General features: G+C 70.8%; 13 protein-coding genes. 6 read left to right on the top strand and 7 right to left on the bottom strand.

Annotated features, from left to right (window positions below; translation table 11 throughout):
* Window positions 1-33: 33 nt before the first annotated feature.
* A complete protein-coding gene (locus V7004_RS13220; RefSeq protein WP_442968063.1) occupies window positions 34-615 on the top strand; it encodes an HhH-GPD-type base excision DNA repair protein in 582 nt (193 codons plus the stop codon).
* A gap of 15 nt (window positions 616-630) precedes the next feature.
* Here V7004_RS13220 and V7004_RS13215 read toward each other — a convergent pair whose 3' ends face one another.
* The 4 genes from V7004_RS13215 to V7004_RS13200 form a co-directional block, all read right to left on the bottom strand.
* Complete coding sequence (locus tag V7004_RS13215; RefSeq protein WP_334144542.1) at window positions 631-1,398, bottom strand: alpha/beta hydrolase; 768 nt, start codon at window positions 1,396-1,398, stop codon at window positions 631-633.
* 53 nt (window positions 1,399-1,451) lie between these two features.
* Window positions 1,452-1,685 carry a hypothetical protein gene (locus V7004_RS13210; RefSeq protein WP_334144541.1) on the bottom strand — a complete coding sequence of 78 codons (234 nt, stop codon included), beginning with the start codon at window positions 1,683-1,685 and terminating at the stop codon, window positions 1,452-1,454.
* A gap of 319 nt (window positions 1,686-2,004) precedes the next feature.
* Entirely contained in the window at window positions 2,005-2,460 is a 456-nt protein-coding gene (locus tag V7004_RS13205; RefSeq protein WP_334144540.1) for a hypothetical protein, read from the bottom strand.
* Window positions 2,461-2,528: 68 nt separating this feature from the next.
* Window positions 2,529-3,644 carry an acyl-CoA dehydrogenase family protein gene (locus tag V7004_RS13200; RefSeq protein ID WP_208028952.1) on the bottom strand — a complete coding sequence of 372 codons (1,116 nt, stop codon included), beginning with the start codon at window positions 3,642-3,644 and terminating at the stop codon, window positions 2,529-2,531.
* 173 nt (window positions 3,645-3,817) lie between these two features.
* Between V7004_RS13200 and V7004_RS13195 the strand changes: the two genes are divergently transcribed.
* Complete coding sequence (locus V7004_RS13195) at window positions 3,818-4,426, top strand: MBL fold metallo-hydrolase (protein ID WP_334144538.1); 609 nt, start codon at window positions 3,818-3,820, stop codon at window positions 4,424-4,426.
* A gap of 58 nt (window positions 4,427-4,484) precedes the next feature.
* Here the strand turns inward: V7004_RS13195 and V7004_RS13190 are convergent, their stop codons facing one another.
* On the bottom strand, window positions 4,485-4,949 hold the full coding sequence (locus tag V7004_RS13190; RefSeq protein WP_334144537.1) for an RrF2 family transcriptional regulator: 465 nt from the start codon (window positions 4,947-4,949) through the stop codon (window positions 4,485-4,487).
* Window positions 4,950-5,083: 134 nt separating this feature from the next.
* Here V7004_RS13190 and sufC point away from each other — a divergent pair, with 134 nt between their 5' ends.
* Genes sufC through sufU form a run of 3 tightly spaced genes read left to right on the top strand, consistent with a single transcriptional unit; the run spans window position 5,084 to window position 7,585 of the window.
* The gene (sufC, locus tag V7004_RS13185; protein ID WP_208028955.1) at window positions 5,084-5,848 is read left to right on the top strand and encodes a Fe-S cluster assembly ATPase SufC; all 765 of its coding nucleotides are present in this window, start codon (window positions 5,084-5,086) and stop codon (window positions 5,846-5,848) included.
* Window positions 5,845-7,086, top strand: coding sequence for an aminotransferase class V-fold PLP-dependent enzyme (locus V7004_RS13180; RefSeq protein ID WP_334144536.1), 1,242 nt, complete (start codon window positions 5,845-5,847; stop codon window positions 7,084-7,086). Before sufC ends, V7004_RS13180 begins: the two co-directional genes overlap by 4 nt.
* A 10-nt stretch (window positions 7,087-7,096) precedes the next feature.
* Window positions 7,097-7,585, top strand: coding sequence for a Fe-S cluster assembly sulfur transfer protein SufU (sufU, locus tag V7004_RS13175; RefSeq protein WP_334144534.1), 489 nt, complete (start codon window positions 7,097-7,099; stop codon window positions 7,583-7,585).
* 33 nt (window positions 7,586-7,618) lie between these two features.
* Here the strand turns inward: sufU and V7004_RS13170 are convergent, their stop codons facing one another.
* On the bottom strand, window positions 7,619-8,038 hold the full coding sequence (locus V7004_RS13170; protein WP_334144532.1) for a hypothetical protein: 420 nt from the start codon (window positions 8,036-8,038) through the stop codon (window positions 7,619-7,621).
* A gap of 59 nt (window positions 8,039-8,097) precedes the next feature.
* Between V7004_RS13170 and V7004_RS13165 the strand changes: the two genes are divergently transcribed.
* Complete coding sequence (locus V7004_RS13165; RefSeq protein WP_334144530.1) at window positions 8,098-9,654, top strand: hypothetical protein; 1,557 nt, start codon at window positions 8,098-8,100, stop codon at window positions 9,652-9,654.
* 51 nt (window positions 9,655-9,705) lie between these two features.
* Here the strand turns inward: V7004_RS13165 and V7004_RS13160 are convergent.
* On the bottom strand, window positions 9,706-11,002 hold a 1,297-nt coding region (locus V7004_RS13160), incomplete at its 5' end, for a virginiamycin B lyase family protein (protein WP_334144528.1).

Below are 11,002 nucleotides of genomic sequence, written 5' to 3'. Positions count from 1 at the left end.
CGTCATCCATCCGGGGGTCGCTACCCTCTCGACATGCCCGCCAAGACCCTGCCCGTGACCGGTGACCCCGATGCCGACGCGCTACTGGCTTCCGAGCCCCTGGCGCTGCTGATCGGCATGCTCCTCGACCAGCAGGTGCCCATGGAGTGGGCGTTCAAGGGGCCCTGGACGCTGCGCCAGCGGCTGGGTGGCTCGCTCGACGCGGCGACCATCGCGGCGATGGACCCCGTCGAGCTGGAGGAGCGGTTCACGCAGAAGCCCGCGCTGCACCGCTACCCGGCGGCGATGGCCAAGCGCACCCAAGCCCTCTGCCAGTTCATCGTCGACCGCTACGGGGGCGACGCAGGGGCGGTGTGGCGAGGGGTGCGCACCGGCGACGAGCTGTTCCGGCGGCTGCGGGAGCTGCCCGGCTACGGCGACGAGAAGGCCAAGATCTTCATGGCGATCCTGGCGAAGCGCTTCGGGAAGAAGCCGAAGGGTTGGGAGCAAGCCGCAGCGCCCTTCTCCGACAACACCCCCCGGTCGGTCGCCGACATCGACGGCCCACAGGCGCTCCAGCGGGTCCGGGAGTACAAGCAGGCGATGAAGGCCCAGGGCAAGGGCAAAGCCGACTGATCGCCGCTGGCCAGTTCAGACCCGGGCGGAGGCCTGCGCCCGCTGCCGGTCGAGCCAACCCAGCAGCACCGCGATCGCTCGCGGGTCGTGACGCAGATGGTGCGGGCCCCCTTCGATGATGCGCAGGTCCGCGTCGCCGTGGGCGTCGGCCACGACCCGGGCGTCGAAGACGGGCACCACGTCGTCGTCGGAGCCGTGCAGCACCAGCACCGGTCGAGGAGCGACCTGAGCGGCACAGGACACCCCGCGGATGTCGCGCAGCTCCCGGGCCCAGACGTCGAACGCCGGGGGGAAGCTGGCGCGATGGATGATCCCCACCTCCCGTGCGTGCTGGAGCAGCCGGCGCGGGTGACCGGCCCAGTCGTCGAAGTCAGCAGGGGCGGCGATCGCAGCCACCCCACGGATGGCCGGGTCGCGGGCCGCGGCGCACAGCGCCAGGGCACCGCCGGTACCGAACCCGCACGCCCACACGTCCCGGACCCCATCGACTCCACGCAACCAGCGAGCCGCGGCGAGCAGGTCCTCGAGCCAACCGCCGAGCGAGAAGTCGCCGTCGGAGTCACCGCAGCCCCGGAAGGTGAACACCAGCACGACCCAGCCCAGCTCGGTGGCGATCCGATCGGCGAGCTCCGGGAACGACTGCGCGGAGATCCGCCCACCTCCTCTCAGGTGGGGGAAACCGTGGCTGATCACCAGGCCGGGAACCGACGTGCCGGGAGCGATGCGCGGTCGGGCCAGGTGGCCGGCGATGCCGAGCCCTCCGCTCTCGAAGAGCTTCTCCACGGCCTCGGCAGGTCAGCCGTGAGGACTGCGATCGCGGCGGGTCGAGCGGTCCGTCACGCAGCCTCCTCGTCACCGTCGACGCCGCGGCCGCTGCCGTCGCCCTTGTACGGGCGGTAGCCCCGGTTGCGAGCCTCCGCCAACGTGTCGGGCCCGAAGCAGATGTAGGTCTCGGCCGCCATCAGCTCCTCGATGATGGACTCGTCGTCGAGGTTGTCGAGGTCGTAGACGATCTGAGTGCGCTTGTCGCCGACCCAGCGATGCTCCTCGAACTTGGTTGGACGCTGCATGTCGTGAGCATACGACGCCGGGGGCGCGGTGCCCGCAGACCGCCCAGGAACGGCGGAGGGGGAGGCCCGGAGGCCTCCCCCTCTCACGCGAGATGCTGGAAAGAACCGGATCGACGTTTCCGTACCGGGAGGGACGAAGCCCCGGCCGTCGATCTGGCGGTGGACTGGTTGGATTCCACCAAGTGGTCCAGCGAGCCGCCTAGCGGCCAGCCACCTCCAGGGTCCCATGTGAACTGTCACTCATCTGCTGGACCACCTCCTTTCTCTGGTGCCTGCCAGGATAGGAGATGGCGACGCCGCCGCGGTGGAGGATTCCCGCTCAGGATCCCGGGTCGAGCTGTCCCGCGACCTCGGGGCCGATGGCCCCGATGGCCCGCAGGTAGGCGACCTCGGCCTCGAGCACCTCGACCACGTCCACATCGTCGAGCTCCAGCCCGGAGCCCTCGGCCCGGCCGAGCACGTACGCCACCGCCTCGTCGTCCGCGGTGACGATCGGCCCGGCCGGCGCGGCGGCCAGGTCGTGGTCGCTCGCCCCCGCGACGCCCTTGGCCTGAAGGTAATCGAGGTGCCAGCCGATGACCGCCCGGACGTCGTCGTAGCTCAGCCGAGCGGTGAGGTCCTCCGGCAGCCGATCGGCGACGTAGTGCACCGCCTCGTCGAGGTGGAACACCGAGGTCGGCGGCTCACCAGCCAGCCGCCCGGTGACGGTGCCGACGGCGATCAGGGCGATGGCCACCACCACGATCACGGCGATCACGACGAAGACGGCGATCACCGGGCCAGCTTACGGGCGCGCCGGCGCCTCGACCCCTCTCGCTCATCACCCCCGGCGAGGGGCGCGGCTCAGATGCCGATGCGCTGGGCGAGCAGCTCGCGGTGGTAGGTGGGGTCACCGAAGAGCAGCTCGGAGCTCTTGGCCCGCTTGAAGTACAGGTGGGCGGGGTGCTCCCAGGTGAAGCCGATGCCGCCGTGGATCTGGATGTTCTCCGCGGCGGCGTGGAAATAGGCGTCCGAGCAGTAGGCCTTCGCCAGGCTCGCCACCGAAGGCAGCTCGTCGTTCATCTCCGAGGCGCACCAGCCGGCGTAGTAGGCCGCCGACTTCGCCGACTCCACCTCGAGGAGCATGTCGGCGCACTTGTGCTTGATGGCCTGGAACGAGCCGATGGGGCGCCCGAACTGCACCCGCACCTTGGCGTACTCCACCGCCATGTCGAGGCAGCGCTGCGCGCCGCCGACCTGCTCCGCGGCGAGAGCCACGGCCGCGAGGTCCAGCACCGTCGACAGCACGTCCCAGCCCTTGCCTTCCTCGCCGATCAGCCGGCCCTCGACCCCGTCGAGCTCGAGTTTGGCCTGCTTGCGGGTCTGGTCCATGGTGGCCAGCGGGGTGCGGGTGAGGCCGGCCGCGTCACCGTCGACGGCGAAGAGGCTCACGCCCTTGCCGGTGCGGGCCGCGACCAGGATGAGATTCGCGGTGTGCCCGTCGAGCACGAAGCTCTTGGTGCCGCTCAGCTTCCAGGTGCCGCCCTCCTCGGTGGCGGTCGCCTCGATGCCGGACTCGTCCCAGCGACCGTTGGGCTCGGTGAAGGCCAGGGTGGCGATCGTCTCCCCCGACGCGATGCCCGGCAGGTAGTCGGCCTTGGCGGCGTCGTCACCCGAGTGGATCAGGGTGTTGGCGGCGAGCACCACGGTCGAGAAGTACGGCGCGCACAGCAGGTAGCGGCCCATCTCCTCCAGCACGACGATGAGCTCGACGTAGCCGAAGCCCTGCCCGCCGAACTCCTCGGGCACGATGAGGCTCTGCAGGCCGAGCTGTTCGGCCATCTGCTTCCAGACGGCGTCGTCGAAGCCCCGCTCGGTCTCCATCTGCTCCCGCACCGCGGACTCGGGCGACTTGGCCTCGAGGAACTGGCGGACGATGGTGCGAAGCTCTTCCTGCTCCTCACTGAAGGCGAAGTTCACTGGGTCTGGCCCCCTCGGATCGGGTGTACCGGCCGGGACGGTCCGGTGCTGGCAAGGTCACCATTCTTACTAGACCGCACGGTCAAGAACCACTCCGGCCCGACGCTGCCGTCATTGCGGCAGCGACCCGGCGGCAAGGACCGCCGGGCGAGGGCCGGGGTTAGCCTGGCCGGGTGGGCACGCTGCACTACCAGGACGAGCAGGCCGAGATCCACAAGCTGGTGGTGGGCCCGCTCGACAACAACGTGTTCGTGGTGCGCTGCCGTGACACCGGCCAGTCCCTGCTCATCGACGCCGCCAACGAGCACGAGCGGCTGCTGGAGCTCTGCCAGCGGCTCGACGTGCGCAGGGTGCTCGAGACCCACGGCCACTGGGACCACATCCAAGCGGTGCCCGCGGTGCGCGACGCGGGCTACGACGTGGGCGTCACCGCCGAGGACGCGAGCATGCTCGACGCCTACGACTTCGTGCTCGAGGACGACTCGGTGATCGAGGTGGGGCGCCTGCGGCTCCGCACCATCGCCACCCCCGGGCACACCCCGGGCTCGATCTGCTTCCTCCTCGAAGGCTCACCCGTGCTGTTCAGCGGCGACACCCTGTTCCCCGGCGGCCCGGGGGCCACGAAGTTCCCGGGTGGGGACTTCGAGACCATCATCCGCTCCATCGACACCCGCCTGTTCACCCTGCCGGCGGAGACCCTCGTGCTGCCCGGGCACGGCGACGACACCACGATCGGCGCCGAGCGACCCCACCTGCAGGAGTGGATCGACCGGGGCTGGTGAGCGCCGGGCCGGTGAGAGCCGGTCTGGTGAACAGGGCGCGGGGCGGGCCGCGGCCCGCTCAGTGCGGCTCCCACGCCTCCGGGTCATCGAGCAGGGCACGCACGCTGCCGGGCAGGTTCCCGCGGGCGACATCGGCCAGGCTCACCGCCTCCAGCACCGACCGCAGCGCGGCCCGGGTGGCGATCCACACCTCCCGCAAGGCCCCGACGCCGTCCGGGTACGCGAGGTCGTCCGGTCGCTCGCCCCGCACGTTGGCCAGCGGGCCCTCGACGGCACGGATCACGTCGGCCACGCTGACCTTCTCGGCCGGCCTGCCCAGCCAGTACCCCCCCTCGGCCCCCCGCTGGCTGCGCACGATGCCGGCCTGGCGCAGCTCGGCCAGGATGTTCTCCAGGTACTTGAGGGGCAACCCCTGCTCCTCGGCGAGCCGGTCGCCCTTGACCGGCCCTTCGCCGCGCGCCGCGGCCTGCGCCAGCAGCACGCCGGCGCGCACGGCGTAATCGACCTTCGCGGTGACCCGCACGACACCACCTCCTCCCGGGGCATTCTGACCCAGGGGGAAGACCCGGTCCGCACCGCCGGCGACCGCCGCGGTCGCCCTCCCCATGAGCGGGAGCACATTTCCACTATCGGCGTAGTGCTAATAGACTTCAAGGCATGAGCGAGCCGCTGCTGCGCATCGAGGACCTCCACGCGCGGCCCGCCGCGACCCACGACGGGGACGACCAGCCGGAGATCCTGAAGGGTGTCGAGCTCACGGTCGGCGCCGGAGAGGTCCACGCGCTGATGGGGCCGAACGGGTCGGGCAAGTCCACCCTGGCCTCGGTGCTGCTCGGCAGCCCGGAGTACGAAGTCACCCGGGGCCGGATCCTGTTCAAGGGCGACGACATCACCGCCTGGAGCCCCGATGTGCGCGGCAAGGCCGGTGTGTTCCTCGCCTTCCAGTACCCCCAGGAGATCCCGGGGGTCTCGGTGCTCAACTTCCTGCGCCAGGCCCTGTCGGCTCGCAAGGGGATCGACCTGTCGATGCTGGAGTTGCGGCTGGCCATCATGGAGTGGATGGGCCGCCTGGGCATGGACCCGTCCTTCGCCGACCGCTACCTCAACGAGGGCTTCTCCGGTGGGGAGAAGAAGCGCAACGAGATCCTCCAGATGGCCATCCTCGAGCCGGAGGTGGCGATCCTCGACGAGACCGACTCGGGGCTGGACATCGACGCGCTGCGGGTGGTCGCCAACGGGGTGGAGGAGGTGCGCAAGGCTCGGCCGCAGCTCGGGGTGCTGGCCATCACGCACTACCAGCGGCTGCTCACCGAGCTGCGCCCCGACCGGGTGCACATCCTCATCGACGGCCGTATCGTCGACAGCGGCGGCCCCGAGCTGGCCGAACGCCTCGAGGCCGAGGGATACGACGCATGGCGATGACCACCCCGATCGACCCGGCGGTCGTCAAGCGCGACTTCCCGCTGCTCACCAAGGCGGAGATGCACGGCCGGCCCATCGTCTACCTCGACTCGGCGTCCTCCTCGCAGAAGCCCCAGAGCGTGCTGGACGCCATGGACGAGCTCTACGAGCACACCTACGCCAACGTGCACCGCGGCGTCTACGAGCTCGGAGCCGAGACCACCGAACGCTACGAAGCGGCCCGGCGCAAGGCCGCCCGCTTCGTGAAGGCGCCGTCCGAGCGCGAGATCGTCTTCACCAAGAACGTCACCGAGGCGATCAACCTGGTGGCCTACAGCTGGGGGCGGGCCAACCTCGCCGAAGGCGACGTGGTGGTGCTCACCGAGATCGAGCACCACGCCAACATCGTGCCCTGGCTCATGCTGCGGGAAGAGCGTGGCATCGAGCTGCGCTGGATCCCCATGGCGGGGGACTACACGCTCGACGTGTCCTCGCTCGACGAGCTGCTCGACGGGGCGAAGCTGCTCGCCGTCACCGCCATGTCCAACGTGCTGGGCACCCTGACGCCGGTGCGCCAGCTCACCGACGCGGCCCACGCGGCGGGGGCCCTCTGCCTGGTGGACGCGGCCCAGTACGTGCCCCACTTCCCCACCGACGTCACCGAGCTCGGCGCCGACTTCCTCGGCTTCACCGGGCACAAGATGCTCGGCCCCTCCGGCATCGGGGTGCTGTGGGCCAGGGCGGAGCTGCTCGAGGCCATGCCGGCGTTCCTCGGCGGCGGCGAGATGATCCGCGACGTCCGAAAAGACGGGTGGACCCCCAACGAGATCCCCTGGAAGTTCGAAGCGGGCACCCCGCCCATCGCGGAGGCCATCGGCCTCGGAGCCGCGATCGACTACCTGGAAGGGTTGGGCATGGACGCCGTCCGGGCCCACGAACGCGAGCTCACCGCGTACGCGATCGCCACCCTCACGGAGCGGTTCGGCGACCAGCTGACCATCCATGGACCGGCCGCCCCCGACGCTCGCGGTGGCGTGCTGTCGCTGGCGCTGCGTGACGTGCACCCCCACGACATCTCCCAGGTGCTCGACCAGCACGGGGTGTGCGTACGGGCCGGCCATCACTGCGCCAAGGTGCTCATGAAGGTGCTCGGCGTGGGCGCCACCGCCCGGGCGTCGCTGTACGTCTACAACGACGAGGCCGACGTCGACGCCCTGGCCGACGCGCTGGCCGACACCGCGGACTTCTTCTCCCTCTAGGATCGCCACGATGCCTGGGCTCGAAGACCTCTACCGGGAGATCATCCTCGATCACTACCGCAACCCCCGCAATCGCGGTGAGCTGCCGGTGCCGCCCGCTCACCGGGTGGAGGGCTTCAACCCGCTGTGCGGTGACGAGATCGTCGTGTACCTCGACATCGACGACCAGGGGCGCATCGACGACATCCGCATCTCCGGGCAGGGGTGCTCGATCAGCCAGTCCTCGGCGTCGATGATGTCCTCCGCGGTGAAGGGCAAGACCGTCGACGAGGTGCGAGACCTCACCAGGGCCTTCAAGGCCATGATGTCCATCCACGAGTCGAGCCTCGAAGGTGACGGCGAGGGCGAGGGCGAGCCGGCCGAGGTCCCGGACGTGAAGCTGGGTGATCTCGAGGCGCTGCGAGGAGTGGTGAAGTTCCCCGTTCGCATCAAGTGCGCCACCCTCGCCTGGAACACCCTGGCCCAGGGCATCGACGAGGCGGTCGACCACCCGAGCTGAGCCGCTCGCGCCGGCGGTCTCACGGCCGGCCGGTCACCGATCGGCGAGCGACCGGTGCTGCCGGCGCCGCGACTGCCAGGCGATCCAGCTGGTCAGGATCGACGGCGGGATCATGATCGCCAGGCACAACGCACCCGTGCCCTCCAGCGAGACCCACCCCACCAGGAACAGCGTCGGGTACACGAGCGTGCCCGCCGTGAAGGCCACGGCGGGCACCGCCCAGGCGGCACCCCGCCAGAACCCCCAGGCGCTGACCACCGAGCCTGACACCGCGGCGCCGAGGTCCGCCACGGCGAAAGCGTCCATGACCGCGGGCCGGTCGGCGGCCAGCTCGAACCAGGAACGCACTGTCGGCGACCAGGTCCACGCGACCCACAGCGCCACCCCCACGGCGGCCTGCACGATCAGATAGCCGGCGACGACCCTGCCGGTCCTCCCGCCGTCGGGCTCCACCTCCCGGACCGTACTGCCGAGCCTCCCGGCGGTGGTGGAGCGGTGGTGGAATCGGCGCCATGGCCGCCCGCACCCGGGGCGCACCACGCCCGTGGCCGCTCGCTGTGCTGACCGCCGGGATCATGACCCTGGCCGTCGCAGGACTCATCCCCCGCTGGCCGGGGCTGGTGCAACTGGTCGGACTCCCCCCGCTCGGTGTGACCACGGATCTGCGACTGCTGCTCAGCGAATCGGAGGGCTTCGTCCCCTTCATCGTCATGCTGGTGCCGGCCCTGGCCGTGCGCATCGCGGTGCTCACGGCGATGACCGGCGAGCTGTCCGCGCGTCGCGTGGGGTTCGTCGCCCGGTTCTACGCCCTCGCGCTGCCCTTCGCCGGACTCGCCGCGGCATCGGCGTTCGCCGCCGGGGCGACGCTGTACTACCTGCTGTTCTGGGTGGGGGTCGCGATGACGGTGGCCGAGGTGTTGCTGCTCGCCGCCATCCCGTGGATGGGCGAGCCGTCGGTGTGGCGAGCGGTCATCTCGGCCGCCCGCGCCGGGTTCCGTGCCGGCACCGTCGGCGCCTACCTCGTCGGCGTCACACTCATCGGCGCCGCGGCCGAAGCGGGCGGGCCGGCGGCGGCGATCGGCCTGCTCCCGGTCTCCGCCGCGTTCACCTACGCCGCCGCGTACCTGTTGTCGGTGGACCCGGACCGGAGGGGCCTTCGAGTGGGACGGCGGATCGTCGCCGCCACGGGCGCCCTCCTGGTCACCGTGACGGTGGCGGTCGCAACCGGCCCGGCGAGACCCGTCGAGCGGGATCGGCCCGGAGCTCCCCGATCGGGGTCGCTGATGCTCATGGGCGGCATCGACTCCAGCTCCGGCTCCAGCCCGCTGCTGTCACTGGTGCCCGGGTCGGTCGGGTTCACCTGCGAGCAGACGTTCTTCTTCTCCTACGCGGGCCCCGGTTCGGGGCAACCCGAGGGACGTGCCGCCTGCCCCATCCGCACGGGCGCCCCCTACACCGGCGTGGACACCTACCGGTCGATCGATGAGCTCGTCCGGTTCCTGGTGGAGCAGATCGAGCCACTACCCCCGCCGGTCACCCTCATCGCCCACTCCCAAGGCGTGTGGGTGGTGCTGGTGGCGCTGAGCGCGGGCCTGCTGCCCACGGTCAGCGACGTGGTACTGGTCGGCGCGCTCACCGACAACCCGATCGGCTACCCACCCCGCGGGGGGCATGCGCCCGGGCGGGTGGGGACCGAAGTCCTCGACGGGGTCGGCGCGCTGGCCCGTCTCACCAGCTTCAGCAGGTTCGACCCGCAGTCCCCGCTGGCGGTCGAGCTGCTCGCCGATCCCCACAGGGTGGCGGCCATCGTCTCGCACCCGATCCCCACCGAGATGGCCGCCCTGAGCGTGCCCAGCGCGTTCGACCTGCCCCTCATGGCCGAGACCCGCCCGATCGAGGGCGCCGCCGAGGCCTGCCCCCTCCTGGCCGTACATCCCGAGCTGCCGTTCGCGCCGGCCTTCGTCGACGACGTCAACCGCTTCCTCGACGGCCGGCCGCCGGCGGCTTGCCCGTGGTGGCACTCGGCGACGGTGGGCTTGCGGGCCTACAGCGCTCCCCCCAACCACTGACCGGCGCGACGGCAGCTCCTTGCCCGCCGTGCGGTGAGCTGGCGGCGGCGTTCACCCGTACCAGCCGGCGACGTCCGCGATGACGTCGGTCTGGCCGCGGTTGTTGAACACCCGGATGTTGCCACCCGATCCGACCTTGGCCGTGACCGCGTTGGGGGTCGTCCAGCCCGCCTGCCAGTTCAGACTCGACACCGTCGGGCGGGTCTGACCCTTCGGCCACACCGACAGATAGGACCGATCCGTGGTCCCGGTGACGGTCACGTTCATCAACACCGCCGCTGCGGTGGCGGGAACCCCACCGACCTGGGTGACCGTCACATCCCGGGTCACCCCCGCACCCCACGGCGACGAGAACGGACCCACCTGCGACCCCGGGCGCGAATCGAGGATCCGCGCCGGGTCCAACGGGTGAAACGACGACCCGCTCCCGGTCTTGAAATAGCCCACCACGTCCACCATCACGTCCGCCTGACCGCGGCTGTTGAACACCGACACCTTCCCCCCGGCACCCACCTTCACCGTCACCGAGTTCGGGATCGTCCAACCCGGCTGCCAGTTCAAACTCGACACCGTCGGGCGGGCCTGACCCGCCGGCCACACCGACAGGAACGACCGATCCGTGGTCCCGGTCACCGTCACGTTCAACACCACCGCTTCCGCGTCCACCGGAACCCCACCAACCCCGGCCACCGTCACATCCCGAGTCACCCCCGCACCCCACGGCGACGAGAACGGACCCACCTGCGACCCCGGGCGCGAATCGAGGATCCGCACCGGATCCAACGGCACGAACCGGCTCCCCGGCCACACCGGCGTCACCGGAGCCGACGCCACCGACGCAGGACCCGACCCCGCCACGTTCGACGCCGTCACCGTGAACGTGTACGCCGTCCCGTTCGACAACCCCGACACCGTGCACAACAACGGCCCCGACGACCACGAGCACGACTGCCCACCCGGCGACGCCGTCACCGTGTACCCGGTGATCACCGACCCACCATCGGACACCGGCGCCTCCCACGACACCACCACCTGACCATCCCCGGCCACCCCCGACACCCCCGTCGGCGCACCAGGAACCGTCACACCACTCGAGCCGGTCCCGATCTTGCCCACCGCGAAACGGCTGGTGAACCAGACGTTGCCGTCCGGGCCCGCGGTGATCGCCACCGGATCGAAGATGCCGGGATCGCTGAACGTCGACACGACCCCCGCCGGCGTGACCCGCCCGATCGAATCCCCCAAGACGTTGGTGAACCACAGGTTCCCGTCCGGACCCGCCGTGATCCCCGCCGGGTAGGAGATGCCAGGATCAGTGAAGATCGACACCACTCCCGCCGGCGTGACC

It is taken from the genome of Rhabdothermincola sp. (assembly GCF_036846205.1).
Lineage (GTDB): Bacteria > Actinomycetota > Acidimicrobiia > Acidimicrobiales > Acidimicrobilacustridaceae > Rhabdothermincola.
This window is presented reverse-complemented; position numbering and strand designations above follow the sequence as displayed.

Excerpts from the sequence above, each read along its gene's own strand:
- sufU (WP_334144534.1), top strand. The coding sequence starts at position 7,097 with ATGCCTGGGCTCGAAGACCTCTACCGGGAGATCATCCTCGATCACTAC.
- V7004_RS13180 (WP_334144536.1), top strand. The coding sequence starts at position 5,845 with ATGACCACCCCGATCGACCCGGCGGTCGTCAAGCGCGACTTCCCGCTG.
- V7004_RS13220 (WP_442968063.1), top strand. The coding sequence starts at position 34 with ATGCCCGCCAAGACCCTGCCCGTGACCGGTGACCCCGATGCCGACGCG.
- V7004_RS13210 (WP_334144541.1), bottom strand. The coding sequence starts at position 1,685 with ATGCAGCGTCCAACCAAGTTCGAGGAGCATCGCTGGGTCGGCGACAAG.
- sufC (WP_208028955.1), top strand. The coding sequence starts at position 5,084 with ATGAGCGAGCCGCTGCTGCGCATCGAGGACCTCCACGCGCGGCCCGCC.
- V7004_RS13165 (WP_334144530.1), top strand. The coding sequence starts at position 8,098 with ATGGCCGCCCGCACCCGGGGCGCACCACGCCCGTGGCCGCTCGCTGTG.